The organism is Pseudomonas sp. W15Feb9B, from assembly GCF_000828175.1.
GTDB classification, from domain to species: Bacteria; Pseudomonadota; Gammaproteobacteria; order Pseudomonadales; family Pseudomonadaceae; genus Aquipseudomonas; species Aquipseudomonas parakoreensis.
Window position 1 is genome coordinate 207,849 of record NZ_JTKF01000018.1, and the last position, 24,118, is coordinate 231,966.

The 24,118-nt window shown below is 58.3% G+C and carries 28 protein-coding genes and 1 tRNA gene; 23 read left to right on the top strand and 6 right to left on the bottom strand.

Going from position 1 to position 24,118, the window contains the following annotated elements:
• Positions 1-18: 18 nt before the first annotated feature.
• Complete coding sequence (locus OC71_RS11095) at positions 19-936, bottom strand: putative 2-dehydropantoate 2-reductase (protein WP_041068535.1); 918 nt, start codon at positions 934-936, stop codon at positions 19-21.
• Positions 937-1,076: 140 nt separating this feature from the next.
• Between OC71_RS11095 and OC71_RS11100 the strand changes: the two genes are divergently transcribed.
• The gene (locus tag OC71_RS11100; protein WP_003227548.1) at positions 1,077-1,562 is read left to right on the top strand and encodes a YajQ family cyclic di-GMP-binding protein; all 486 of its coding nucleotides are present in this window, start codon (positions 1,077-1,079) and stop codon (positions 1,560-1,562) included.
• A gap of 180 nt (positions 1,563-1,742) precedes the next feature.
• Entirely contained in the window at positions 1,743-2,585 is an 843-nt protein-coding gene (locus OC71_RS11105) for a mechanosensitive ion channel family protein (protein ID WP_041068538.1), read from the top strand.
• A gap of 118 nt (positions 2,586-2,703) precedes the next feature.
• Here OC71_RS11105 and OC71_RS11110 read toward each other — a convergent pair whose 3' ends face one another.
• Positions 2,704-4,053, bottom strand: coding sequence for an OprD family porin (locus OC71_RS11110; RefSeq protein ID WP_041068541.1), 1,350 nt, complete (start codon positions 4,051-4,053; stop codon positions 2,704-2,706).
• Positions 4,054-4,947: 894 nt separating this feature from the next.
• On the opposite strand from OC71_RS11110, the gene OC71_RS11115 reads away from it, so the two are divergent.
• Positions 4,948-5,373: an HIT domain-containing protein gene (locus OC71_RS11115; protein WP_041068712.1), complete on the top strand. Its 426-nt coding sequence runs from the start codon at positions 4,948-4,950 to the stop codon at positions 5,371-5,373.
• Positions 5,374-5,376: 3 nt separating this feature from the next.
• Positions 5,377-5,583 (top strand): SlyX family protein, encoded by a 207-nt coding sequence (locus OC71_RS11120; RefSeq protein ID WP_007962092.1) that lies wholly within the window; start codon positions 5,377-5,379, stop codon positions 5,581-5,583.
• A gap of 72 nt (positions 5,584-5,655) precedes the next feature.
• On the opposite strand, the gene OC71_RS28620 is transcribed toward OC71_RS11120, so the two are convergent.
• Positions 5,656-6,258 (bottom strand): cold-shock protein, encoded by a 603-nt coding sequence (locus OC71_RS28620; protein WP_041068544.1) that lies wholly within the window; start codon positions 6,256-6,258, stop codon positions 5,656-5,658.
• 310 nt (positions 6,259-6,568) lie between these two features.
• On the opposite strand from OC71_RS28620, the gene OC71_RS11130 reads away from it, so the two are divergent.
• The 19 genes from OC71_RS11130 to nadA all read left to right on the top strand — a co-directional run bounded on the left by OC71_RS11130 (position 6,569) and on the right by nadA (position 21,616).
• Positions 6,569-7,039 carry a Dps family protein gene (locus OC71_RS11130; protein WP_003227537.1) on the top strand — a complete coding sequence of 157 codons (471 nt, stop codon included), beginning with the start codon at positions 6,569-6,571 and terminating at the stop codon, positions 7,037-7,039.
• 183 nt (positions 7,040-7,222) lie between these two features.
• Complete coding sequence (locus OC71_RS11135; RefSeq protein ID WP_041068547.1) at positions 7,223-7,573, top strand: ribbon-helix-helix domain-containing protein; 351 nt, start codon at positions 7,223-7,225, stop codon at positions 7,571-7,573.
• Between the two features lie 118 nt (positions 7,574-7,691).
• Positions 7,692-7,913 carry an FmdB family zinc ribbon protein gene (locus OC71_RS11140; RefSeq protein ID WP_003227532.1) on the top strand — a complete coding sequence of 74 codons (222 nt, stop codon included), beginning with the start codon at positions 7,692-7,694 and terminating at the stop codon, positions 7,911-7,913.
• A gap of 100 nt (positions 7,914-8,013) precedes the next feature.
• A complete protein-coding gene (gene aspS, locus OC71_RS11145) occupies positions 8,014-9,789 on the top strand; it encodes an aspartate--tRNA ligase (RefSeq protein ID WP_041068550.1) in 1,776 nt (591 codons plus the stop codon).
• 127 nt (positions 9,790-9,916) lie between these two features.
• Positions 9,917-10,663, top strand: coding sequence for a YebC/PmpR family DNA-binding transcriptional regulator (locus OC71_RS11150; protein WP_003227527.1), 747 nt, complete (start codon positions 9,917-9,919; stop codon positions 10,661-10,663).
• A gap of 141 nt (positions 10,664-10,804) precedes the next feature.
• Complete coding sequence (gene ruvC, locus OC71_RS11155; RefSeq protein ID WP_007951206.1) at positions 10,805-11,332, top strand: crossover junction endodeoxyribonuclease RuvC; 528 nt, start codon at positions 10,805-10,807, stop codon at positions 11,330-11,332.
• Positions 11,333-11,446: 114 nt separating this feature from the next.
• Positions 11,447-12,055, top strand: coding sequence for a Holliday junction branch migration protein RuvA (gene ruvA / locus OC71_RS11160; protein WP_041068555.1), 609 nt, complete (start codon positions 11,447-11,449; stop codon positions 12,053-12,055).
• Positions 12,056-13,117 carry a Holliday junction branch migration DNA helicase RuvB gene (ruvB, locus tag OC71_RS11165; protein ID WP_041068559.1) on the top strand — a complete coding sequence of 354 codons (1,062 nt, stop codon included), beginning with the start codon at positions 12,056-12,058 and terminating at the stop codon, positions 13,115-13,117.
• Positions 13,118-13,244: 127 nt separating this feature from the next.
• Positions 13,245-13,712 (top strand): tol-pal system-associated acyl-CoA thioesterase, encoded by a 468-nt coding sequence (gene ybgC / locus OC71_RS11170; RefSeq protein ID WP_027612533.1) that lies wholly within the window; start codon positions 13,245-13,247, stop codon positions 13,710-13,712.
• Complete coding sequence (gene tolQ, locus OC71_RS11175; RefSeq protein WP_007912733.1) at positions 13,702-14,397, top strand: protein TolQ; 696 nt, start codon at positions 13,702-13,704, stop codon at positions 14,395-14,397. Before ybgC ends, tolQ begins: the two co-directional genes overlap by 11 nt.
• Positions 14,398-14,420: 23 nt before the next feature.
• Positions 14,421-14,873 carry a protein TolR gene (tolR, locus tag OC71_RS11180; protein WP_161794900.1) on the top strand — a complete coding sequence of 151 codons (453 nt, stop codon included), beginning with the start codon at positions 14,421-14,423 and terminating at the stop codon, positions 14,871-14,873.
• Positions 14,873-15,949: a cell envelope integrity protein TolA gene (gene tolA, locus OC71_RS11185; RefSeq protein WP_041068568.1), complete on the top strand. Its 1,077-nt coding sequence runs from the start codon at positions 14,873-14,875 to the stop codon at positions 15,947-15,949. The genes tolR and tolA overlap by 1 nt, the downstream gene beginning before the upstream one ends.
• Positions 15,950-15,966: 17 nt before the next feature.
• Complete coding sequence (gene tolB, locus OC71_RS11190; RefSeq protein ID WP_164747834.1) at positions 15,967-17,247, top strand: Tol-Pal system beta propeller repeat protein TolB; 1,281 nt, start codon at positions 15,967-15,969, stop codon at positions 17,245-17,247.
• 52 nt (positions 17,248-17,299) lie between these two features.
• A complete protein-coding gene (gene pal / locus OC71_RS11195) occupies positions 17,300-17,797 on the top strand; it encodes a peptidoglycan-associated lipoprotein Pal (RefSeq protein WP_003178634.1) in 498 nt (165 codons plus the stop codon).
• Between the two features lie 6 nt (positions 17,798-17,803).
• The gene (gene ybgF, locus OC71_RS11200) at positions 17,804-18,640 is read left to right on the top strand and encodes a tol-pal system protein YbgF (RefSeq protein ID WP_041068579.1); all 837 of its coding nucleotides are present in this window, start codon (positions 17,804-17,806) and stop codon (positions 18,638-18,640) included.
• A 166-nt stretch (positions 18,641-18,806) separates the two neighbouring features.
• On the top strand, positions 18,807-19,454 hold the full coding sequence (queE, locus tag OC71_RS11205; protein WP_041068581.1) for a 7-carboxy-7-deazaguanine synthase QueE: 648 nt from the start codon (positions 18,807-18,809) through the stop codon (positions 19,452-19,454).
• A gap of 1 nt (position 19,455) precedes the next feature.
• Positions 19,456-20,148: a 7-cyano-7-deazaguanine synthase QueC gene (gene queC, locus OC71_RS11210; protein ID WP_003227501.1), complete on the top strand. Its 693-nt coding sequence runs from the start codon at positions 19,456-19,458 to the stop codon at positions 20,146-20,148.
• A 62-nt stretch (positions 20,149-20,210) separates the two neighbouring features.
• Positions 20,211-20,286: transfer RNA gene (locus tag OC71_RS11215), tRNA-Lys, on the top strand.
• 271 nt (positions 20,287-20,557) lie between these two features.
• Positions 20,558-21,616 (top strand): quinolinate synthase NadA, encoded by a 1,059-nt coding sequence (nadA, locus tag OC71_RS11220; protein ID WP_003227499.1) that lies wholly within the window; start codon positions 20,558-20,560, stop codon positions 21,614-21,616.
• 136 nt (positions 21,617-21,752) lie between these two features.
• Here the strand turns inward: nadA and OC71_RS11225 are convergent, their stop codons facing one another.
• The 3 genes from OC71_RS11225 to gcvT all read right to left on the bottom strand — a co-directional run bounded on the left by OC71_RS11225 (position 21,753) and on the right by gcvT (position 24,080).
• Positions 21,753-22,241, bottom strand: a complete 489-nt coding sequence (locus OC71_RS11225; protein WP_041068583.1) for an RDD family protein — start codon at positions 22,239-22,241, stop codon at positions 21,753-21,755.
• 97 nt (positions 22,242-22,338) lie between these two features.
• Positions 22,339-22,551: a cold-shock protein gene (locus OC71_RS11230; RefSeq protein ID WP_007951194.1), complete on the bottom strand. Its 213-nt coding sequence runs from the start codon at positions 22,549-22,551 to the stop codon at positions 22,339-22,341.
• 404 nt (positions 22,552-22,955) lie between these two features.
• Positions 22,956-24,080: a glycine cleavage system aminomethyltransferase GcvT gene (gene gcvT / locus OC71_RS11235; protein ID WP_041068588.1), complete on the bottom strand. Its 1,125-nt coding sequence runs from the start codon at positions 24,078-24,080 to the stop codon at positions 22,956-22,958.
• Positions 24,081-24,118: the final 38 nt, after the last annotated feature.

A 24,118-nucleotide genomic window follows, 5' to 3' on the forward strand; every position in this document is an offset into this window, starting at 1 on the left:
GGGCAGCGTAGCCGCTGCTCAGTCGCTGGGCAATCCAAGGCTGCGCAGATGCTCGACCAGACGCTGCTGCAATTGCTTGAGGTGCGGCAGGTTCAGTTGATGACGGGTGGCGACTTTGCAGGCGTGGCCCAGCAAGTAGCTGATTTCGGTGCGGCGCTGGTTCGCCACGTCCTGATACATCGACGAGTAGTTGGCCGCCGTGGCGTGGATTACTCGTTCGACTTCCTGTTGCAGATTGAGCGCGGCTGCCGGTTGACCGCAACGCTCCAGCAACTCGGCCAGTTCTGCGCACAGCGTGGCGACTTCGCATTGATGCTGCTCCAGTCCGCCGTTACGGCAATCGTGAAGCACGGTCAAAGGATTGATCGCACAATTGAGCGCCAGTTTGCGCCACAGCCGGGTGAGGATGTCGGTGCTCCATTCGTGGGGGATGTTCGCCGCTTGCAGGTCGTCCAGCCAGATCGGCGCCACCGGATGACCGGCATCGCCCAGCCAGGTGAAACCGTGCCCGGCAAACACCACGCGCCAGTCGCCGTCGCGGAATGCGCCTTCGGTGCTGGAGGCGCTGATGCAGCGTGCCTGCGGAACCACCGCTGCGACCGCGTCCTGGCTGCCGAGGCCGTTCTGCAGCAGGATCAGCTCGGCGTCTGCGCTCAGGCGCGGGGCGAGGCGGGCGACCGCGCTTTCGGCATCATAGGCTTTGCAGGCGACGAGCAGGCGGCGGATGGGCTCCGGGTCATCCGCCGTTTGCGCGGGGACGGCGTAGGTGGTGGCTGCGCCGTGCTCGACCAGAGTCAGCCCGCCGGCCGCCTGATAGCTGCGCAAACGCTCGGCATCACGCACGATCAGCCGCACCGGCAGACCCGCGCGGGCCAGACGCGTGGCCCAGAGGGTGCCGAGGCTGCCGGCGCCGAGAACGTGCCAAGGGGTGGACATCAGTTTTTCACTCGGTAAGGTACTGGCATGCAAGGCTCGCCGTGTCGGTGGGAAAAGACCCGTTATAATGAGCCGGATTTTAACCGCAAGCCAAGCGCGCTCCTTCCTGATCGAGCGCGCCTTTTTATTGGAGAGACTACATGCCGTCGTTCGACGTGGTATCCGAACTGGACAAACACGAGCTGACCAACGCGGTCGAGAACGCCGTGAAGGAACTCGATCGTCGTTATGACCTGAAAGGCAAAGGCAGCTTCGAGTTCAAGGAAAAGGACCTGACCGTCAACCTCACCGCTGAAGCCGGGTTCCAGCTGGAAGCGATGATCGAGATCCTGAAGCTGGCCCTGACCAAGCGCAAGATCGATGTGCAGTGCCTTGAAGTCAAAGACGCTTATGCCTCGGGCAAACTGATGAAGCAGGACGCGATCCTCAAGGAAGGCATCGACAAGGAGCTGGCGAAGAAAATCGTCGCTCACATCAAGGACGCCAAGCTCAAGGTGCAGGCCGCCATTCAGGGCGAACAGGTGCGTGTGACCGGCAAGAAGCGCGATGACCTGCAGGAAGCCATCGCGGCCCTGCGCGCCAAGGAATTCGGCATGCCGCTGCAGTTCAACAACTTCCGCGACTAAGTCCGGTCAGATGATCTGTGGGAGCGAGCTTGCTCGCGAAAGCTGTATGTCATTCAGCCATGAGTTGACTGACACATCGCCTTCGCGAGCAAGCTCGCTCCCACATTGTTTTATGTATACCTGGCGGTTTCTGCCGCTGATTTTTTACAGCCCGGGTAGCCGGAAATCAGGAGATGGAAGATGGATTTGAATGCTGAGGTAGACAACCTGGTCAAGGCGTCCCAGGCGTGGATTCCGATGATCATGGAATACGGCAGTCGTGTGCTGCTGGCGGTGATTACCCTGGCGATCGGCTGGTGGCTGATCAACAAGGTCACGCAAAAGCTTGGCGGTCTGCTGGCCCTGCGCAATGCCGACCTGGCGCTGCAAGGCTTTATCAGCAGCCTGGCGAACATCATCCTCAAGGTGTTGCTGATCGTCAGCGTCGCCTCAATGATCGGCGTGGAAACCACCTCGTTCGTGGCCGCGATCGGTGCTGCTGGCCTGGCCATCGGTCTGGCGTTGCAGGGCAGCCTGGCGAATTTCGCTGGCGGCGTGCTGATTCTGCTGTTCCGTCCGTTCCGTATCGGCGACTGGATCGAAGCGCAAGGCGTGGCGGGTACTGTCGACAGCATCCAGATTTTCCACACCGTGCTGCGTACCGGTGACAACAAGACCATCATCGTCCCGAACGGCAATCTGTCGAACGGCATCATCACCAACACCAACCGTCAGCCAACCCGTAAAGTGGTGTTCGACGTAGGTGTGGATTACGAAGCGGATCTGCAGAAAGCCCGTCAGGTACTGCTGGATCTGGCCAAGGATGAGCGCGTATTGCAGGACCCTGCGCCACAAGCGGTCATTTCAACGCTGGGTGACAGTTCGATCACTGTTTCCCTGCGTGTATGGGTTAAAACTGCAGACTACTGGGACGTGATGTTCATGTTTAACGAACAGTCGCGTGATCGTTTGAAGACGGCCGGTATTGATATTCCGTTTCCACAGCGGGTGATTCGTGTGGTTCAGGAAACAGCTACACAATGATAGGTTGCTAATTAAATGCCTGACTTGTTGGTCAGGCATTTATGACAAGTGACAGGCAATAAAAAAGGCCCATCCGAAGATGGGCCTTTTTTTATGCTTCCAAACTAACCACTGATAATTACAGGATGTTCAGTGGGTATTCGGTGATCAGGCGGAACTCTTTAACGTCGCCTTCGCCTTCGTCAGCGTTAGCAACGTGCCAGGCTTGACGGATGCGGAAGGACAGGTCTTTCGCTGGGCCAGACTGAACAACGTACTTGGCTTCGAAGTTGGTTTCGTGGTGTTTACCGTCTTCACCGTACAGGCCGGCGTAAGCGCTACCCGCTGGAGTGTGGGTACCGTCGATATCCCAACCTTTAACGTAACGAACCATGAAGCTCAGGCCAGGAACGCCGTACTCGGCCATTTTCAGGTCGTAACGGGCTTGCAGGGATTTCTCGCCTGCACCGTTGAAGTCGGAGTACTGGATGGAGTTGGCGAGGAAGATCGAGTCGCCACCACGGTTGTTCTTGCCTACGCCGATGTAGTCGAACGGAGTGTCGCCGTTGACCTTCTGGAAGGCCAGGGTGAAGGTGTGTGCCTTCAGGAACGACAGGGCGGTTGCCAGCGAGAAGGCGGTGTTGCTGATGTCGCCCGCTTTGGCGCTGCCGGTGTCGGTGGTGCGGTAGATGTTGAAGTCAGTGTTCAGCGAAGTGTCGCCACCGAATGGGGTGGTGAGGTTCACGTTGGCGTAGTACTGGTTCCAGATGTCTTCCAGCTTGGCGCCGTACAGCGAGGCAGTCAGGTTGTCAGTGATGCCGTATTTGCCACCGAAGTAGTCGATGTTTTTGGCTTCAACACCCGCGTAAGTGGCGTAAAGGCCGCCTTCACGAGCGTTTTTGTCCTGGCTGGTGGCCGAGTAGAAGTGACCGGCTTCGAGGTCAAGGTCTTTGACTTCGCTGCTCTGCAACTGGAAGCCAGTGGCCGTTTGCGGAAGGATACGGGAGCCGCCAACAGCGAATACCGGAGCGGTGCTTGGCTGCATGTCACCAAATTTCAGCTCGGTTTTGGAGATGCGGAATTTAACGGCTGCGCCGGCTTTGCCTTGGCTGTCGTTAACGTCGTGTGCATAACCGTTGGCTTTGACGGTGTCGCTACGGCTCATGTTACCGGTGCCGGAAGTACCATCACCGCCATCCAGTTTGACCGCCAGGTAACCGAATGCATCGATACCGACGCCTACGGTGCCTTGGGTGTAACCGGAAGTGAAGTTACCGAGAAAGCCCTGAGTCCAGTCTTTCTGGTCGTGGCCGCCGTTCTTGTTGTCGCGGTTGAAGTAGTAGTTCTTCAACGTTTCGGTGAGTTTTGCATCTTCAACGAAACCTTTGGCTTCTGCCTGGTCACTAACAAACGGGGCGGCCGTAGCCAACTGAGTGCTGGCTGCTGCTGCAACTGCCAGTGCGATTGTGCTCCACTTCATCACGCGCATCGTGATTTGCTCCTTTGGTTTTAGAAGAGTACTGCCGTCCCACCTGTTTTATTATCTGGGCGGCTCTTTCTTTTTGTGTCGGCGCAAACTTATATCACGCCGACAATGTTGGCGATACTTGCTCATACAACCTTTCATGATCTTTACGACGACGTCGCAAACAGCTGGGTTGATGTCGCAAATTCACGTTACCCATGCAGCCGGGCTGACAACTTTATCGCTGTTTCTGGGCCTTTTTGCATCGGTAAAAAAGAGTCCCTGGCAAAACACTTGAATCTCCATTGGGGCAACCCTGCCACCGTATTTGTTTGGTCTCAAGCTGCCACTTCCCGTGGTGCGCTATAGACCATGTGTGTCTCAATGCAACAAGCGTGCACAAAGTGCAGGGTTGCCACGTTTATTTTTCTGCACACCCGCCTTTCGCTGTAAAAACCGCATAAAAACGGGGGTTCAAGCCCTTTTGTATCAGGGGCTTGACGCATACCTTTGCATCGTGTTGTCAGGTTCGCGTGGGGCCATGACAACCAAAAACGTTACCGGTTCACCCCGTCAGTGAGTATTTGGCGGATGCCCGACGCACTGAGCGTAGACGCACTGTGCGGTTTTGGTGCAAAAAATTTACAGGCTGTACCGGATTCATACAGCTTGTGACGAGCCCGCTGTCAATGAATCTGCCCATTTCGGGTGTTTGCCCGTGTCCGGGCACCGTCCTGGCGCTGTAATGGTGCGCGGTCTCTGCAAATGTCCCTTGCCTGGGCTGTGATGGCCTGGGTGGGCACGGCGCTCGTGAAGCCTGATGGATTCGCAGGTATGCTGCCTGCCTGTCGCTTGGTGTGTCGCCTGTCTTTCATGGCCGCTAAGCTGAATTATGTCGATCAGCCGGGAGTGCACGCAGTGTTTGCTTTAGATTCACGACTTCAACAGGACACCCTGACCATCGGTGACTTCCCGCTCTGCCGGCTGCTGCTGTCCAACGATGCCAATTACCCGTGGTTCATCCTGGTGCCACGTCGCGACGATATCAGCGAGTTGTTTCAGTTGGATGTCGCCGATCAGCAGCAGTTGTGGCAGGAGACCACGGCGCTGGCCGAGCTGCTGAAGGATCTGTTCGACGCCGACAAGTTGAACGTTGCAACGCTGGGCAACGTTGTCAGCCAGTTGCACATGCATGTGATCGTGCGCAAGCGTGATGACGCGGCCTGGCCGGCGCCGGTCTGGGGTAAACACCCGGCCAGACCCTACAGCGCCGAGGAGGTTGCGGGCATTCGTGAGCGGCTGAGTCTGGTGCTGACCGAACACTTCACGTTTCTGGAGGGTTGAACCATGAACCTTGAAGAACGCGTCACCGATCTGGAAAGCCGTCTGGCTTTTCAGGATGACACCATTCAGGCGTTGAACGACGAACTGGTGGCGCAGCAGCGCGTGATCGAACGCCTGCAACTGCAGATGGCGGCCCTGCTCAAGCGTCAGGAAGAGATGGTCGGGCAATTCGATTCTTTCGAGGAAGAAGCACCACCGCCGCATTACTGATGCCAACACGTTTGTGCAGGCGTAAAAAAACCGCGAGCAGCCTGGCTGCTCGCGGTTTTTTGTTGCCTCGAATCAGCGACGCGGCAGGGCGGCGATCACGTCCTCGGCTTGCAGGCCTTTGTCCCGGTTCATCACCGAGAACTCCACGCGTTGGCCTTCGACCAGGACGCGGTGGCCTTCGCCACGGATTGCACGAAAGTGCACGAAAATATCATCGCCGGAATCCCGGGAGATAAAGCCGAAGCCTTTGGACGTGTTGAACCACTTGACGGTACCGGTATCGCGGTTGCTCATGTCATAGGTAGTCGGTGCGGCGGCCGGTGAAGACTTGTAGAAGCTGATGGCCAGATGCAGGACCACGGCAACCAGGGCGATCACCAGGCTGAACAACACGGCCGGTTGACCGGCGATGACAGGCATCGGTGCGATCAGGGTCAGGGTTTGCAGGACGACAGTCAGCACGAGAAGAGCGCTGACCAGATTTTGCAGATGCTGGCGCGGGCCTTTGTTCCAGTAAGGAATCACTGGAGCGATGACCAGATTCAGCAGGCCGAAAAAGGCCAGGTAAAGTGCATCGGGTTGTTGCAGGTAAGGAACAGCTTCGGCTTTCAAGCTGGGTATGAACGACAGCAGCAAAGCCGCTGCGCCCATTAGCAGGTGGACGATTTTCAACATTTTGATTGGCTCACGTTATGACGGCTCACAAGGAAGAGCTGAAGGCGCACGGTTCGCTTCGGAAACAATAAAGAGGCGTTGGACACGTGCCCGGCATCAGCCTATGCGCGAGGCCCCGAAAAATGGGGCATAGCGACACACTGCCTATTTAACAGCAAAGCCTGCAGCGACTCAAATCACCCCGGCCAGCGGCACCTGCCCGGTCGATTTGTCGCACGGCGAGCGAAAATTGCCGGCTGCGAGGTCGCGGCTCCCTTGCTAGAGTGGGTCTGCACCTGTTGGATGAATTCAATCGCCTTAGGGGGTAAGCATGGCAATCGATATCGGTATCAGTGAAGAAGACCGCAAGTCCATCGTCGAGGGGCTGTCGCGGTTGTTGTCGGACACCTATGTGCTGTATCTGAAAACCCATAACTTCCACTGGAACGTCACAGGTCCCATGTTCAGGACCCTGCATCTGATGTTCGAAGAACAATACAACGAGCTGGCGCTGGCGGTGGATCTGATCGCCGAGCGTATCCGCGCCCTGGGTTTTCCGGCGCCGGGTGCCTACGCGACTTACGCGCGACTCTCCTCCATTAAAGAGGAAGTCGGCGTGCCAAGCGCCGAGGACATGATCAAGCAGTTGGTCGAGGGCCAAGAGGCTGTGACTCGTACCGCTCGCGGGATCTTCCCGCTGTTGGACAAGGTCAGTGACGAGCCGACAGCCGACCTGCTGACTCAGCGCATGCAGGTGCATGAGAAGACTGCGTGGATGCTGCGCGCGTTGCTCGAGACCTGACAAGCGTTTGCGCGGATGTCCGGGGGGATGTCCGCGTACTGTTTCAAATCTTACTGAACATGTCGGCTTATCCTACGTTGCTGGGCAACTAGTCATCTGGCGCTGACTTTGCGTCTGCGTTTTTATGAAGGCACAGGATGTTGTCTTTATTACAAGCAGCGATGGCAAAGGAGTGTCAGCGATATGGTAGGTGGAGACAGGCGATGCGAGCATGTCGGTTCGCAACGGGAAATGAAGGTCGATCCGTTTGTCAGCGATTTTGATTTTGAGTTGATCCGGCCGCTGGCAAGGTCGGTGCGTTTGAACGGGTTTGCCACTTGCTTGAGGCTCGAGCAGGTTTACTGGAACATTCTTGGTGACATGGCCGGGCACAACGGCTGTTCGGTCAGTACGCTGCTGTCACATGTGGACCGTGAAGTGCACCTGCGCCACGGCGGGGTGAAAAACTTCAGCGGTCTGGTGCGGGTGGTGTGTGTGATGAATGGTCTGCGGGATACCCCGGCGACCGTCATGCCCGGAACGACCAATACTTGAAATGACGTGGCGGGCTGTGCAGTCTTACGGCTGCACAGCCCGCATTTAATGGATATAATCCCGCTCTTTCGCCGCAAAGCCCTGCGCGCGGTGGCAATCTGATCGCCGAGACACCCCCATGCCGATGTACGATTACCAATGTGCTTCCTGTGGTCATCAGTTGGAAGCCATTCAAAAGATCAGCGAGGCACCGCTGGTCGACTGCCCTGCCTGTCAGGCGCCAGAGCTCAAAAAACAGCTGTCCATGCCGGGTTTTCGCCTCAGCGGCAGCGGTTGGTACGAAACCGATTTCAAGACCGGAGCCAAGAAGAATCTGGCCGGTGGCGACAAATCTGACTAGGGTTCAGGCCCAGGTCGAACGACACGCGTGAGATTCCGCAGTGCTTGAGTGCGACGGTATCTCCACCGAATTTCGAATTACGAGAAGCGAAACCACTACCATGATGCGCAGCCATTATTGCGGCCAACTGAACGAAAGCCTGGAAGGCCAGGAAATTACCCTTTGCGGATGGGTTCACCGTCGTCGCGACCACGGCGGGGTGATTTTCCTCGATATCCGTGATCGTGATGGTCTGGCGCAGGTGGTGTTCGATCCGGATCGCGCCGAAAGCTTCGCCGCCGCCGATCGCGTGCGCAGCGAGTACGTGGTGAAAATCACCGGCAAGGTGCGTCTGCGTCCGGCTGGTGCAACCAATGCCAACATGGCGTCGGGCATGATCGAAGTGCTGGGCTACGAGCTGGAAGTGCTGAACGAAGCGGAAACCCCGCCGTTCCCGCTCAACGAATACTCCGACGTCGGCGAAGAAACCCGTCTGCGCTACCGCTTCCTCGATCTGCGTCGTCCGGAAATGGCCGAGAAGCTGCGTCTGCGTTCGCGCATGACCACCAGTATCCGTCGCTTCCTCGACGAGAACGGCTTCCTTGACGTGGAAACGCCGATCCTGACCCGCGCGACCCCGGAAGGTGCTCGCGACTACCTGGTGCCGAGCCGTACTCACGCCGGTTCCTTCTTCGCCTTGCCGCAATCGCCTCAGCTGTTCAAGCAACTGCTGATGGTTGCCGGTTTCGACCGCTACTACCAGATCGCCAAGTGCTTCCGTGACGAAGACCTGCGTGCCGACCGTCAGCCTGAGTTCACTCAGATCGACATCGAGACCAGCTTCCTCGACGAAAGAGACATCATGGGCCTGACCGAAGGCATGATCCGCAACCTGTTCAAGGAAGTGCTGGATCTGGAGTTCGGCGAATTCCCGCACATGACCTTCGAAGAAGCCATGCGTCGTTACGGCTCCGACAAGCCGGACCTGCGTAACCCGCTGGAACTGGTCGACGTTGCCGATCAACTCAAAGAAGTCGAATTCAAGGTCTTCAGCGGCCCGGCCAACGATCCGAAATGCCGTATCGCTGCACTGCGTGTTCCAGGCGGAGCGAGCATGCCGCGCAAGCAGATCGACGACTACACCAAGTTCGTCGGCATCTACGGTGCCAAGGGCCTGGCGTACATCAAGGTCAACGAGCGCGCTGCCGGTGTTGACGGTCTGCAATCGCCGATCGTGAAAAACATCCCTGAAGCCAACCTGAACGTGATCCTTGATCGCGTTGGTGCAGTTGACGGCGACATCGTGTTCTTCGGCGCCGACAAGGCCAAGATCGTCAGCGAAGCCCTCGGCGCGCTGCGTATCAAGCTGGGCCACGACCTCGACCTGCTGACCTGCAAATGGGCGCCAATGTGGGTCGTCGACTTCCCGATGTTCGAAGAAAACGACGACGGTAGCTTCTCTGCGTTGCACCACCCGTTCACCGCACCGAAGTGCTCGCCTGAAGAGCTGGAAGCCAATCCGGCCGGCGCTCTGTCCCGTGCCTACGACATGGTACTGAACGGCACCGAGCTGGGCGGCGGTTCGATCCGTATCCACCGCAAGGAAATGCAGCAAGCGGTGTTCCGCCTGCTGGGCATCAACGAAGCGGAACAGGAAGAGAAGTTCGGCTTCCTGCTCGACGCGCTGAAGTACGGTGCGCCGCCGCACGGTGGTCTGGCCTTCGGTCTGGACCGTCTGGTGATGCTGATGACCGGCGCCCAGTCGATCCGTGAAGTGATTGCTTTCCCGAAAACCCAGAGTGCTGCGGACGTCATGACGCAAGCGCCGGGTGTGGTGGATGCCAAGGCGCTGCGCGAGCTGCACATTCGTTTGCGCGAAACGCCAAAGGCTGAGTAAGACGGGCCTGAAGGCGCATCTTCGGATGCGCCTTTTTTCTTTCTATAGAGAGCAGGTCGAGATTTTTTGTTTGCTGGCCACTGCGTGAGCAGGGCGGGCAACGTTTCAAGAGAATTCGGAGCGAGTTATGGCAGGTCATTCCAAGTGGGCGAACATCAAGCACCGCAAAGAACGTCAGGATGCCAAGAGAGGCAAGATCTTCACCAAGTGGATCCGTGAACTGACCGTTGCGGCCCGTCAGGGCGGCGGCGATCCGGGTTCCAACCCGCGTCTGCGCCTGGCCCTGGACAAGGCCCTCGGTGCGAACATGAGCCGCGACATCATCGACCGCGCCGTGGCACGTGGCGCCGGTGCGACGGAAGCGGACAACGTTGAAGAGCTGACCTATGAAGGTTACGGCCCGGGCGGCGTGGCGGTGATGGTCGAATGCATGACCGACAACCGCAACCGTACCGCTGCAGCCGTCCGCCATGCATTCAGCAAATGCGGCGGCAACCTCGGCACCGACGGTTCGGTGGCGTACCTGTTCGAGCGCAAAGGGCAGATCAGCTTTGCCCCGGGCGTCGATGAAGACGCCCTGACCGAAGCGGCGCTGGAAGCCGATGCCGACGACGTGGTCAGCCATGAAGACGGCTCGATCGACGTGTTCACCTCGTTCACCAGCTTCTATGCCGTGCGCAACGCGCTGGAAGCGGCGGGGTTCAAGGGCGACGACGCGGAAATCGTCATGCAGCCGACCACCAGCGCCGAACTGGATCTGGAAGGCGCGGAGAAGGTGCTCAAGCTGATCGACATGCTTGAGGATCTGGATGACGTGCAGAACGTCTATTCCAACGCGGACATTCCGGAAGACGTGGCCGCTCAGCTCGGTTAAGAGCGACTACGATTCAATGTGGGAGCTGGCTTGCCAGCGATGGCGTCGGCACCTCAGGCAATGATGGCGCCTGACACTCCGTCATCGCTGGCAAGCCAGCTCCCACATTTGTTTTTGTGTTATTTCGAACCAGCAGGCGTTATGACATTAATTCTGGGTATCGACCCCGGCTCGCGCATCACCGGTTACGGGATTGTTCGCGATACCGGACGTGGCGGCTGCATCTATGTGGCCTCGGGCTGCATCCGTACCGGCGCTGGCGAGCTGCATGAGCGGCTGCAGATCGTTTATCGCGGTGTGCGTGAAATCATTCAGACCTATGGCCCGGTGACCATGGGCATCGAAAAAGTGTTCATGGCGAAAAACGCCGATTCCGCCCTCAAACTCGGGCAGGCCCGCGGCGCCGCCATTGTGGCTGGCGCCGAGGAGAGCCTGGAGATTGCCGAGTACACCGCGACTCAGGTCAAGCAAGCCGTGGTCGGCACCGGCGCGGCCAATAAAGAACAGGTGCAGATGATGGTCATGCACATGCTCAAGCTGACCAGCAAGCCGCAGATCGATGCCTCGGATGCTCTGGCCATTGCCATTTGTCACGCGCATACCCGTTCCAGCCTGCTGCCGCATGGTTTGGGAACCGCACGCAGTCGTGGCGGGCGCCTGCGTCTCTGATAGCATCAGCAATCATTTTTGCGGAACGCGGATTTCGCGCCTGGGTCGTCGGCCCGATTCCCGCCTTCCATCTGTCGCCAGCCCACGGCTGGCCAACGCTCAAGGATCTGAAACGTGATTGGACGCTTGCGCGGCACCCTGGCTGAGAAACAGCCGCCGCACCTGATTCTGGATGTAAACGGCCTCGGGTATGAGCTAGAAGTGCCCATGACCACCCTTTATCGTCTGCCGTCGGTCGGTGAACCGCTGACGCTGCACACCCATTTGGTCGTACGCGAAGACGCGCAGTTACTCTATGGCTTCGCTGGCAAGCGTGAGCGAGACTTTTTTCGTGAGTTGATCCGTCTCAATGGTGTCGGGCCGAAACTGGCCCTGGCGCTGATGTCGAGTCTGGAAGTCGATGATCTGATCCGCTGCGTGCAATCGCAGGACACCTCGGCGTTGACCAAGGTCCCGGGTGTCGGCAAGAAAACCGCTGAGCGCCTGTTGGTCGAACTCAAGGATCGCTTCAAGGCCTGGGAAACCTCGCCAGCCATGTTCGCTCTGGTGCCGAACCAGCCGGACGGCCCGGCGCCGGTCAGCACTGCCGAGAACGATGCCGTCAGTGCGCTGATTTCCCTGGGCTACAAGCCGCAGGAAGCGAGCAAGGCGATTACCGCCATCAAGGACAAGAATTTGAGCAGTGAAGACCTGATCCGCCGTGCCCTGAAGGGAATGATTTAAGTGATTGAAGCTGATCGTCTGATCGCCGCCGCGCACAGTCCGCGCGAGCGCGAAGAAGTCCAGGATCGGGCCATTCGTCCGGTCAGTCTGGCCGACTATATTGGCCAGCCGACCGTGCGCGAGCAGATGGAACTGTTCATCCAGGCGGCGCGTGGCCGTAGTGAATCCCTCGACCACACGCTGATCTTCGGCCCGCCGGGTCTGGGCAAAACCACACTGGCCAACATCATCGCCGAGGAAATGGGCGTGTCGATCAAGAGCACGTCCGGTCCGGTACTTGAACGTCCGGGCGATCTGGCGGCTCTGCTGACCAACCTTGAGCCGCACGACGTGTTGTTCATCGACGAAATCCATCGTCTGTCACCCATCGTTGAAGAAGTGCTGTACCCGGCGATGGAGGACTTCCAGCTCGACATCATGATCGGTGAAGGGCCGGCGGCACGCTCGATCAAGCTGGATCTGCCACCGTTCACTCTCGTGGGCGCCACAACCCGTGCCGGCATGCTGACCAATCCGTTGCGTGACCGCTTCGGTATCGTCCAGCGTCTTGAGTTCTACAGCACGGCGGATCTGGCGACGATTGTCAGTCGTTCGGCGTCTATTCTCGGACTGCCGCTGGACCCGGAGGGCTCTTTTGAAATTGCTCGTCGTGCTCGCGGTACGCCGCGGATCGCCAACCGTCTGCTGCGGCGGGTACGCGATTTTGCCGAAGTGCGGGCCAAGGGCCACATCACCAAGTCGGTGGCCGATCTGGCGTTGAACCTGCTGGACGTCGACGAACACGGCTTCGATCACCAGGACCGGCGCTTGCTGCTGACCATGATCGAGAAGTTCGATGGCGGCCCGGTGGGCATTGACAGTCTGGCGGCGGCGATCAGTGAAGAGCGCCACACCATCGAGGACGTGCTGGAGCCGTACCTGATTCAACAGGGCTACATCATGCGTACGCCGCGGGGCAGGGTGGTGACGCGGCATGCGTACCTGCATTTCGGTTTAAACATTCCGTCACGAATGGGCGAGATGCCCGTGGCAGACGAGTTTCTCGATGCCGTGGACGATTGATACACATTTTTTGGCGATTTATTCAGCGTTTGTACTGTCACAGGACGGTACTTTTGCGGTAAAGCCTTAAACACTGAAAAAACAGTTGCCTGGCCGGATTGGCAACCCGAGGAGTAAGCACTAGAGTATGCGCGCGCAAAACGGGCTTGAGCCGTTCGCACATCGTTGTCGCGTTTATTACGAGGACACCGATGCGGGCGGCATCGTGTATTACGTTAATTACCTCAAGTTTATGGAACGGGCTCGAACCGAGCGGCTCCGGACGCTGGGCTTTGCCCAGTCGGAACTGGCCGGAGAGGACCTGTTGTTTGTCGTGCATTCCAGCGAAGCGCGCTACCACGCGCCGGCGCGACTGGACGACGAACTGCTGGTAAGCGCTGATGTAATCGAATTGAACCGTGCCAGCCTGCGCTTCAAACAGCAGGTCAGGCGGGCCACGGATAATGTGCTGCTCTGTGAAGGGCAGTTTCTGGTGGCCTGCGTGCGCACCGACAGTTTGAAACCCCGGGCCATGCCCGAATCCTTGCGTGCGGCCTTTGCCGACGCGGGCGGCACGGGTACACACTCAAAGCAGGAGATAAAGCGTGGAAGCTAACGTCGTCGACCATTCCTCCATGTGGAGCCTGGTCAGCAATGCCAGCATCGTGGTGCAGTTGGTAATGTTGACCCTGGTGGCCGCATCGGTGACCTCATGGATCATGATCTTTCAGCGCAGCAATCTGCTGCGCGCCGGTCGACGCGCCCTGGAGAGCTTTGAAGAGCGCTTCTGGTCGGGTATCGACCTGTCCAAGCTGTACCGTCAGGCCGGCAGCAACCCGGATCCGGATTCCGGCGTGGAGCAGATCTTCCGTGCCGGCTTCAAGGAATTCTCCCGTCTGCGTCAGCAGCCAGGTGTTGACCCGGAAGCGGTGATGGAAGGTGTGGCGCGGGCCATGCGCGTTGCCATCTCCCGCGAAGAAGAAAAGCTGGAGCAGAGCCTGCCGTTTCTCGCCACCGTGGGTTCGGTCAGCCCGTACATCGGTCTGTTCGGTACCGTGTGGGGCATCATGAACTCCTTCCGCGGTCTGGCCAGCGCCCAGCAGGCGACCCTGGCCACCGTGGCCCCGGGCATCGCCGAAGCCCTGATCGCCACTGCGATCGGCCTGTTTGCCGCGATCCCGGCCGTTATCGCTTACAACCGTTTCTCTGCCCGCAGCGAAACCTTGCTGAGCCGCTACTACACCTTCGCCGATGAGTTCCAGGCGATCCTGCACCGCAAAGTGCACACCAGCGAAGAATAAGCAGGTATTTCCCGATGGCTTTAATCGCTCGAGCCCGAAACAAGCGCAAGCCGGTCGCCGAGATGAACGTGGTGCCATACATCGACGTGATGCTGGTGCTGCTGGTTATCTTCATGGTGACCGCGCCGATGCTCAATCAGGGCGTGAAAGTGGATCTGCCCAAGGTTTCCAGCGAAGCCTTGCCGCAGGACAACAACACTCAGGTGCTGACCATTTCGATCAAGGCTGACAAGACCTACTACTGGAACCTTGGCAGCGAAGTCGATACTGAAAAGCAGCAGGACAGGGCAATGACGCTGCCACAGATGACTGACGCAGTGACCAAGATCATTCGCGCCGGCACCGAAGGCGGCAAGCGTACCCAGGTCTTTATCCGTGGCGACAAGTCGGTCGACTACGGCGCCGTCATGGGTGCCATGGGCGGGTTGCAGAAAGCCGGGGTCGGTAATGTTGGTTTGATTACCGAGGCCCCCTGATGCAGCAACAGCGAGAGCCGTCCGCCTCGGAAAGCTACTTCTGGCCCAGTGTTCTGGCGATTGTCCTGCACGTGCTGGTGTTCGGCATGCTGTTCGTCAGTTTCGCCTTCACACCCGAGTTGCCGCCGGCCAAGCCGATTGTCCAGGCGACCCTGTACCAGCTGAAATCGAAAAGTCAGGCAACCACCCAGACCAATCAGAAGATTGCGGGTGAGGCGAAGAAATCCGCCGCGCGCCAGACCGAAGTCGAGCAGATGGAACAGAAAAAGGTCGAGCAGGAAGCGGTGAAGGCTGCGGAACAAAAGAAAGAAGAAGCGGCTCAAAAGGCCGAGGAAGCCAAGAAGGCCGACGAGGCGAAGAAAGCGGACGAGGCGAAAAAGGCTGATGAAGCCAAGAAAGCCGACGATGCGAAGAAAGCCGAGGCCAAGAAGGCAGAAGAGAAACAATTGGCTGATATAGCCAAGAAGAAAGCCGAAGAAGAAGCCAAGAAGGCGGCTGAAGAAGAGGCCAAGAAAGCGGCCGCTGAAGAAGCCAAGAAGAAGATCGTCGAAGACGCGAAGAAGAAAGCCGCCGAAGACGCCAAGAAAAAAGCTGAAGCTGAAGAGGCGAAGAAGAAAGTCGCCGACGAAGCGAAGAAGAAAGCTGCTGCCGATGCTGCGAAGAAAAAATCGCAGGAAGCGGCACGTAAATCCGCCGAAGAGAAAAAGGCTCAGGCCCTGGCAGATTTGCTTTCCGATACGCCACAGCGTCAGCAGGCCTTGGCCGATGAGCAGGGTGACGAAGTCGCGGGCAGTTTCGATGACCTGATTCGTGCGCGGGCAGCGGAAGGCTGGGCTCGTCCTCCTTCGGCACGCAAAGGCATGACGGTCGTGCTGCAAATCGGCATGTTGCCGGACGGTACGGTGACTTCGGTCAGCGTGGCCAAATCCAGTGGCGACGGTCCGTTCGATGCTTCGGCGGTCGCGGCGGTCAAAAATATTGGACGTTTGACGGAAATGCAGGGAATGAAGCCGAGCGATTTCGCTCCGTATCGTTCATTCAAGATGACATTCACACCTGAGGATCTAGCCTTGTGAGAAACCTTCTTCGAGGAATGCTGGTCGTGATCTGCTGCATGGCAGGGATCGCGATGGCTGATGAAAAGAACATTCTGGTCACCAGCGGCAGCGATCGGGCGACTCCGATTGCCGTCGTACCGTTCGGTATGCAGGGCGGTGCCGTGTTGCCGGACGACATGGCTGAAATCATTGGTAACGATTTGCGGAACTCGGGCTATTACTCGCCGATTCCAAAGCAGAACATGATCAGCCAGCCAAGCCAGCCGAGCGAAATCATCTTCCGTGACTGGAAGGCGGTGGGTGCTCAATACATGATGGTTGGCAGCATTGCGCCAGCGGGCGGTCGTCTGCAGGTGCAGTGGGCACTGTTCAACGTGGCCACCGAGCAGAAAGTGGCTGACGGCAGTGTTTCCGGTACCACCGAGCAACTGCGTGACATGGCGCACTTCATTTCGGACCAGTCGTTCGAAAAACTCACCGGTATCAAAGGTGCGTTTTCGACCCGTCTGCTGTACGTGACAGCCGAGCGTTTCTCCGAGAAGAACACTCGCTACACCCTGCAGCGTTCGGACTACGACGGTGCCCGTGCCGTGACTCTGCTGCAATCGCGCGAGCCGATCCTGTCGCCGCGTTTCGCACCGGATGGCAAGCGCATTGCCTACGTGTCGTTCGAGCAGAAGCGTCCACGGATCTTCATGCAGAACATCGACACCGGTCGCCGTGAGCAGATCACCAACTTCGAAGGCCTGAACGGCGCACCAGCCTGGTCGCCGGATGGCAATCGCCTGGCGTTCGTACTGTCGAAAGACGGCAACCCGGACATCTATGTGATGAACCTGGGTTCGCGTCAGATCACTCGTGTGACTGCAGGCCCTGGCATCAACACCGAACCGTACTGGGGCAAGGATGGTTCGACCATCTACTTCACCTCGGACCGTGGCGGCAAGCCGCAGATCTACAAGACCAGCGCCAGCGGCGGTGGTGCCGAGCGTGTGACCTTCATTGGCAACTACAACGCCAACCCGAAGCTTTCGGCTGATGAAAAGACCCTGGTGATGATCCATCGCCAGGACGGTTTCACCAATTTCAAGGTGGCGGCCCAGGATTTGCAGCGAGGCAGTGTAAAGATCCTCACTGATAGCACTCTGGACGAGTCACCCACTGTTGCGCCCAACGGCACCATGGTAATCTACGCCACCCGCCAGCAGGGCCGGGGAGTCTTGATGCTCGTGTCCATTAATGGACGCGTGAGGCTCCCGCTTCCTACCGCACAAGGCGAAGTCAGAGAACCGTCCTGGTCCCCTTACCTGAACTGACGCGGCGCTTTACGTTTTACTTAACACACTGGGGTTCATTAGGAGTTTCACGATGGAAATGCTGAAGTTTGGTAAATTTGCTGCGCTGGCTCTGGCCATGGCTGTAGCTGTAGGTTGCTCGTCCAAAGGCGGCGACAACGCCGGTGAAGGCGCTGTTGATCCAAACGCTGGTTACGGCGCAAACACTGGTGCCGTTGACGGTTCCCTGAGCGAAGAAGCTGCTCTGCGCGCAATCACCACCTTCTACTTCGAATACGACAGCTCGGACCTGAAGCCAGAAGCCATGCGCGCTCTGGACGTTCACGCCAAAGACCTGAAAGCAAACGGCGCTCGCGTTGTTCTGGAAGGCAACACCGACGAACGTGGTACTCGTGAGTACAACATGGCACTGGGCGAGCGTCGTGCGAAAGCCGTTCAGCGCTACCTGGTACTGCAAGGTGTTTCCCCAGCTCAGTTGGAACTGGTTTCCTACGGCGAAGAGCGTCCAGTTGCTACCGGCAACGACGAGCAGTCCTGGGCTCAAAACCGTCGCGTCGAACTGCGTAAGTAATTCGATATGCGAACGTGCCGTCGTGCTGTAACTGTTCTGGCTCTCAGCCTCGCGCCGCTTGCGGCGTGGGCTGCGGTTCCTGTGGTCGATGACAACTCCGGTTATAACAATAGCGGGAGCAGTTATCCGCCTGCGGGTTACGGTACGAACGGCGCCTATGCCGGGGGAGCGGCTTCGGCCCCTGCCTCGGCACAGGGCATGCTGTTCAACCAACTGCAACAGATGCAGGATCAGATATCGCGCCAGCAAGGTGTGATCGAAGAACTGCAGAATCAGGTTGCGCGCATGAAGCAGGAATCCCTGGAGCGATACCAGGATCTTGATCGGCGCATAGGATCCGGTGCTGCACCTGCCGCGACTCCTGAGAATTCTTCTGCCGGTGGCGATGCAAGTGCTGCTGCCGGTGCTGCCGCTGGCGCCGGGGCTACTGCCGCCCAGGCACCTGCTGCCAGTAGCGAACCGGGTGATCCGGCCAAGGAAAAGCTGTATTACGATGCGGCTTTCGACCTGATCAAAGCCAAGGATTTCGACAAGGCCAGCCAGGCTTTCTCGGCATTCCTGCGCAAATACCCGAACAGCCAATATGCGGGCAATGCCCAGTACTGGTTGGGCGAAGTGAACCTGGCCAAGGGCGATCTGCAAGGTGCGGGTCAGGCTTTTGCCAAGGTTTCACAGCTCTATCCCAAGCACGCCAAAGTGCCGGATTCGCTGTACAAGCTGGCTGATGTAGAGCGCCGCCTCGGTCATACCGACAAGGTCAAAGGCATACTGCAACAGGTGGTTTCCCAATACCCGGGGACCTCCGCTGCTCAGTTGGCCCAACGCGATCTGCAACGCATGTAAGTGTGTTTGACCCGTTTGGAAGAAACCCGCGCTTGTCGCGGGTTTTTTCGTTAGAATTCACGCCCTTTTTCTGAAACACGCTTCTGGTGATCTACGCGTTGGCGGGGTTGCCTGAAGTGCCTGACGGAGGCGGACAGCCTGTTTAGCTGTTACGCCCGTGGCGACTATGCAAGACACATTGAGAATCACCGAAGTTTTCTACTCGTTGCAGGGGGAAACGCGGACTGCCGGGCTGCCCACGGTTTTTGTGCGCCTGACCGGTTGCCCATTGCGTTGCCAATACTGCGACAGTGCCTATGCGTTCAGCGGCGGTACGATCCGCACCCTCGACGACATCCTCGAGCAAGTGGCCGGGTTTCGCCCACGCTATGTCTGTGTGACCGGCGGTGAGCCTTTGGCACAGCCCAATGCCATCCCTTTGCTCAAGCAGCTGTGCGATGCCGGTTATGAAGTGTCACTGGAAACCAGCGGTGCGCTCGATATCTCGGCGGTCGATCCGCGCGTCAGTCGCGTTGTCGACCTGAAGACGCCGGACTCCAAAGAGGCGCACCGCAACCGCTACGAAAACATCGAACTGTTGACGCCCAACGATCAGGTGAAGTTTGTCATCTGCTCGCGGGACGACTATGACTGGGCGGTCTCGAAGCTGATCCAGTACGGTCTTGATCGCCGTGCGGGTGAAGTGCTGTTTTCCCCAAGTCATCATGACCTCAATGCCAGGGATCTGGCGGACTGGGTGGTGGCAGATAACCTGCCAGTGCGGTTGCAGTTGCAGCTGCATAAATATCTATGGAATGACGAGCCGGGGCGCTGATATGACTGAACAACTGAACACTCACGAAAAACGTGCGGTAATCCTGTTATCGGGTGGCCTCGATTCGGCCACTGTGGTCGCGATGGCCCGGGCTGAAGGTTACGCCTGCTACACCATGAGTTTCGATTACGGCCAGCGCTCTCATGCGGAGCTGCATGCCGCCGCGCGCGTCGCTCGCGATCTGGGTGTGGTCGAGCACAAAGTGATCGGCCTGAACCTCAACGGCATGGGCGGCTCGGCGCTGACCGACACCAGCATCGACATCCCGGAAGAGCTGGGCGAGGGCATCCCGGTGACCTACGTGCCGGCGCGCAACACGGTGTTTCTGTCGCTGGCACTGGGCTGGGCCGAAGTGCTCGGCGCGCGTGACATCTTTATCGGCGTCAACGCCGTGGACTATTCCGGTTACCCGGATTGCCGTCCCGAGTTCATTGAATCGTTCGAGCGCATGGCCAACCTGGCAACCAAGGCGGGTGTGGAAGGCAACGGTTTCCGTATCCAGGCGCCGCTGCAGAACCTGAGCAAGGCGCAGATCGTCCAGGCGGGCGTGAAGCTGGGCGTCGATTATGGCCTGACCGTTTCCTGCTATCAGGCGGACGATGAAGGCCGCGCGTGCGGCAAATGCGACAGCTGCCGCCTGCGTGCAGAGGGCTTTGCGGCGGCCGGTGTGAGCGATCCAACACCTTATTTTTGATTTTTTTCAAAAAGGTGTTGAATAGTCCTTAAAAATCAGTATTATACGCGCCACCACACAGCGGGTCGTTAGCTCAGTTGGTAGAGCAGTTGGCTTTTAACCAATTGGTCGTAGGTTCGAATCCCACACGACCCACCATATTTGGCGGTTTAGAAAATCCGGAAGGCCCACGAAAGTGAGGATTTCCGGGTTTTTTTTTGCCTGCGAATCAGGCACCGCTCCTTTCATCATTGCCTGCGCTGACACAGGTCAGAATCATCTTTTGTATCAACGGGATATTCTGTAGCCTTGCGCAGCTTCAATGCTGTCCGTGCCTGATAATACTCACTCTCCCGGCGGTACCCTCAAGTGGTCCGGAGCCGGGTGTATACTCGACTTTCGCGCGAAAGCGCCTGCAGGTCTTGCGAACATGACGCAGATTTCCGAACGCCTTCTGGTTCAAGCCCACCTCGATGCCAAACAGCCCAAACCGCTGACTGCCGAGGAAGAGGCCTACTACCGTTCTGCCATCGCCGCCGAGCTCAAGGCTCAGGACGCGGTGCTGGTGGCCCACTTCTATTGCGATCCGGTGATTCAGGCCTTGGCCGAAGAAACCGGCGGCTGTGTGTCCGACTCCCTCGAAATGGCGCGCTTCGGCAACGCTCACCCGGCCAAGACCGTGGTGGTCGCCGGCGTAAAGTTCATGGGCGAGACCGCGAAGATCCTCAACCCGGAAAAACGCGTGCTGATGCCGACCCTGGACGCGACCTGCTCGCTGGACCTGGGTTGCCCGGTGGACGAGTTTTCGGCGTTCTGCGATCAGCACCCGGAGCGCACAGTGGTGGTGTACGCCAACACTTCGGCCGCAGTCAAAGCCCGCGCTGACTGGGTGGTGACGTCGAGCTGCGCACTGGAGATCGTCGAAAGCCTGATGGACAACGGCGAGACCATCATCTGGGGCCCGGACAAGCATCTGGGCACTTACATTCAGCGCAAGACCGGCGCCGACATGCTGCTGTGGGACGGTGCCTGCATCGTCCACGAAGAGTTCAAGTCCAAGCAGCTTGAAGACATGAAGGCGTTGTACCCGGACGCCGCGATTCTGGTGCACCCGGAGTCGCCGACCTCGGTGATCGAGCTGGCCGACGCCGTCGGTTCCACCAGTCAGTTGATCGCTGCCGCGCAAAGCCTGCCGAACAAGACCCTGATCGTCGCCACCGACCGCGGCATTTTCTACAAGATGCAGCAGTTGTGCCCGGACAAGGTCTTCATCGAGGCGCCAACCGCCGGTAACGGCGCCGCGTGCCGCAGTTGCGCACATTGCCCGTGGATGGCCATGAACACCCTTGAGCGCACGCTCAAGAGCCTGAAGGAAGGGACGAACGAGATCTTTGTCGATCCGGCGCTGATTCCACAGGCGATCCGCCCATTGAAGCGCATGCTGGATTTCACCCAGGCAGCGCGGATGAAGCTGGCGGGTAACGCCTGAGGTCCTTCAGAAACACCCCAAAACCTGTGGGAGCGAGCTTGCTCGCGAAGGCGGTGAATCAGCAAACATAAATGTCGGCTGATGCTACGCTTTTGCGAGCAGGCTCGCTCCCACAGTGGTATTCGGTGTCAGGAAATTATTTGCTCTTCTTCGGAATCCGCACCACGCGGGTATCGGAATAGATGTCATGCCAGGTGCGCTTCTGCTTGTCGTACAGCGACCAGAGAAATCCAAGCCCTGCGCACAGCCACGACGCGATCGACACCATGAAGCGCAGCAGCGCCTGCCACAGGCTGATCGCGCTGCCATCGGCGTTCTGCACTCGAATCCCCCACACCTGCATGCCCAGTGTCTGCCCGCCGTGAGTCCAGAACTTGGCGAAGAACGCAAACAGCACCAGCAACAGCACCGTGGAATACAGCGGATCGCCATCCATCTTGCCGGCATCGGTCAGTGCACGCAGGCGTTCTTCACCGATGATCGCTGCCTGGATCAACTTGTAAACGAAGCCGGTGACGATCAGCAGGGCGGTGCACAGCAGGAAGTCATAGAACATTGCTGCCAGACGCCGGCCAAGGCCAACAGCAGGGAAGTCGCCCTGGGGAGTGAGCAGGTTTTTCGACATGGCAGCCTCTGGGCGCAAAATGAAGCGCCATTTTACGGATTCGCGCGCACAAAAAAGCCCCTGATATCAATATCAGGGGCTTTTTTGTGACAGAAAATCAGGCTTCGGCGATGACTTCGTCAGCCTGCATGCCTTTCTGACCTTGCACAGCAACGAAGGTCACTTTCTGGCCTTCTTTCAGGCTCTTGAAGCCGTTGCCCTGAATGGCGCGGAAATGCACGAACAGATCCGGACCGCTTTCTGGAGTGATAAAACCAAAACCTTTCTCGTCGTTAAACCACTTGACGGTACCGCTCTGACGTGTCGACATTTCTTATTTCCTTTGACGCATAAATTGATGACAGTCTCTTTCTCATGAAAGAGTACTGGGGCTGGTTGCAGGAGAGTAAGAAGACGTCGAGCGGGATGTAGCTAACTTTGTAGGCTACTGCCCAGGTCACGATTCCAAGCTGACCCATGCAAACACAGTGGACAAACTCTACGCCAACTACGGGAGAAAAAACAAGCCCCGCGAAGGCCCGGTTTTCCTGCACTTGCTGGCAGTTAGTCAATCCACTAGTGTCGGCTTAGACGATGAACGGGTTCAATTGTTTTCGATCGTTATAAGCAAAGTTCATATTCGAATCAGATGTTAGAAAATGCACTTTTTTGTGGCGATTGCGTTACACATTAGTGCACGCATAACGCAATCGCGTTACTTATAGAAACAGTCAATCAACCACGATAGTAGCGTTGTGGAACAAATGGCATTTTGCTTACAAGCATTTGCACCTTTTTCCCACGAACGATGGCCCAGACTGGCGTGTCCAGTGCCACATAAGCGCTGTCGAGATAACCCATCGCCAACGGCCCGCCCAGGGTCGGACCGAAGCCGCCGCTGCACACGCTGCCGATGATTTCGCCGGCTTCGTTGACGATTTCCGCACCTTCACGTACTGGCGTGCGTTCTTGCGGCAGCAAGCCGACACGTTTGCGTGCCACGCCGTTTTGCTGCTGAGCAAATACTTGCTCTGCGCCCGGGAAACCGCCGGCTCGCGCGCCGTCGGCGCGGCGTGGCTTGGAGATCGCCCACAACAGGCTGGCTTCGATGGGGGTGGTGTCGGTGTTCATGTCGTGGCCGTACAGGCACAGGCCGGCTTCCAGGCGCAGCGAGTCGCGGGCGCCGAGGCCAATGGCCTGGACTTCCGGTTCGGCCAGCAGGGCACGGGCGAGTTTCTCCGCATCGGCTGCCGGTACGGAAATCTCAAAACCGTCTTCACCGGTGTAACCCGAACGGCTGACGAAGCAATCGATGCCCAGCAGCTGCACGCGGTTGAACTGCATGAACGTCATCTTCGCCACCTCTGGTGCAAGACGCGCCAGTACGGTGACTGCAGCCGGACCTTGCAACGCCAGCAACGCACGCGCTTCGAACAGCTCCGTTATGGTGCACTGATCACCGATGTGCTTTTGCAGATGCGCCAGGTCCTGATCCTTGCACGCGGCGTTGACCACCAGGAACAGCTCGTCGTTACCGAGGTTGGCGACCATCAGGTCGTCGAGGATGCCGCCGTTGTCGTTGGTGAACATCGCGTAGCGCTGCATGCCCACCGGCAGGTCGATGATGTCCACCGGCACCAGGGTTTCCAGGGCCTTGGCGGCATTGGCGCCGGTCAGGCGAATCTGGCCCATGTGCGAGACATCGAACAGCCCGGCCTGCTCACGGGTGTGTTGGTGCTCTTTCATCACGCCGAGCGGGTATTGCACCGGCATGTCGTAGCCGGCGAACGGCACCATGCGGGCGCCGAGTTCGAGGTGCAGAGCGTGCAGCGGGGTTTTCGACAGTTGTTCGGTGGACATGCGTGACTCCTTGATTCATACCAGCTCTCTCCCGGAGG

What these genes read in the sequence shown, in the direction of transcription:
- OC71_RS11095 (WP_041068535.1), bottom strand. Translation starts at nt 936, where the DNA reads ATGTCCACCCCTTGGCACGTTCTCGGCGCCGGCAGCCTCGGCACCCTC.
- OC71_RS11100 (WP_003227548.1), top strand. Translation starts at nt 1,077, where the DNA reads ATGCCGTCGTTCGACGTGGTATCCGAACTGGACAAACACGAGCTGACC.
- OC71_RS11150 (WP_003227527.1), top strand. Translation starts at nt 9,917, where the DNA reads ATGGCAGGTCATTCCAAGTGGGCGAACATCAAGCACCGCAAAGAACGT.
- queE (WP_041068581.1), top strand. Translation starts at nt 18,807, where the DNA reads ATGCAAGACACATTGAGAATCACCGAAGTTTTCTACTCGTTGCAGGGG.
- queC (WP_003227501.1), top strand. Translation starts at nt 19,456, where the DNA reads ATGACTGAACAACTGAACACTCACGAAAAACGTGCGGTAATCCTGTTA.
- pal (WP_003178634.1), top strand. Translation starts at nt 17,300, where the DNA reads ATGGAAATGCTGAAGTTTGGTAAATTTGCTGCGCTGGCTCTGGCCATG.
- nadA (WP_003227499.1), top strand. Translation starts at nt 20,558, where the DNA reads ATGACGCAGATTTCCGAACGCCTTCTGGTTCAAGCCCACCTCGATGCC.
- ybgC (WP_027612533.1), top strand. Translation starts at nt 13,245, where the DNA reads ATGCGCGCGCAAAACGGGCTTGAGCCGTTCGCACATCGTTGTCGCGTT.
- OC71_RS11225 (WP_041068583.1), bottom strand. Translation starts at nt 22,241, where the DNA reads ATGTCGAAAAACCTGCTCACTCCCCAGGGCGACTTCCCTGCTGTTGGC.
- ruvC (WP_007951206.1), top strand. Translation starts at nt 10,805, where the DNA reads ATGACATTAATTCTGGGTATCGACCCCGGCTCGCGCATCACCGGTTAC.
- OC71_RS11110 (WP_041068541.1), bottom strand. Translation starts at nt 4,053, where the DNA reads ATGCGCGTGATGAAGTGGAGCACAATCGCACTGGCAGTTGCAGCAGCA.
- OC71_RS11120 (WP_007962092.1), top strand. Translation starts at nt 5,377, where the DNA reads ATGAACCTTGAAGAACGCGTCACCGATCTGGAAAGCCGTCTGGCTTTT.
- OC71_RS11130 (WP_003227537.1), top strand. Translation starts at nt 6,569, where the DNA reads ATGGCAATCGATATCGGTATCAGTGAAGAAGACCGCAAGTCCATCGTC.
- OC71_RS11105 (WP_041068538.1), top strand. Translation starts at nt 1,743, where the DNA reads ATGGATTTGAATGCTGAGGTAGACAACCTGGTCAAGGCGTCCCAGGCG.
- gcvT (WP_041068588.1), bottom strand. Translation starts at nt 24,080, where the DNA reads ATGTCCACCGAACAACTGTCGAAAACCCCGCTGCACGCTCTGCACCTC.
- OC71_RS11230 (WP_007951194.1), bottom strand. Translation starts at nt 22,551, where the DNA reads ATGTCGACACGTCAGAGCGGTACCGTCAAGTGGTTTAACGACGAGAAA.
- ybgF (WP_041068579.1), top strand. Translation starts at nt 17,804, where the DNA reads ATGCGAACGTGCCGTCGTGCTGTAACTGTTCTGGCTCTCAGCCTCGCG.
- tolB (WP_164747834.1), top strand. Translation starts at nt 15,967, where the DNA reads ATGCTGGTCGTGATCTGCTGCATGGCAGGGATCGCGATGGCTGATGAA.
- aspS (WP_041068550.1), top strand. Translation starts at nt 8,014, where the DNA reads ATGATGCGCAGCCATTATTGCGGCCAACTGAACGAAAGCCTGGAAGGC.
- OC71_RS11135 (WP_041068547.1), top strand. Translation starts at nt 7,223, where the DNA reads ATGGTAGGTGGAGACAGGCGATGCGAGCATGTCGGTTCGCAACGGGAA.
- tolA (WP_041068568.1), top strand. Translation starts at nt 14,873, where the DNA reads ATGCAGCAACAGCGAGAGCCGTCCGCCTCGGAAAGCTACTTCTGGCCC.
- OC71_RS28620 (WP_041068544.1), bottom strand. Translation starts at nt 6,258, where the DNA reads ATGTTGAAAATCGTCCACCTGCTAATGGGCGCAGCGGCTTTGCTGCTG.
- OC71_RS11140 (WP_003227532.1), top strand. Translation starts at nt 7,692, where the DNA reads ATGCCGATGTACGATTACCAATGTGCTTCCTGTGGTCATCAGTTGGAA.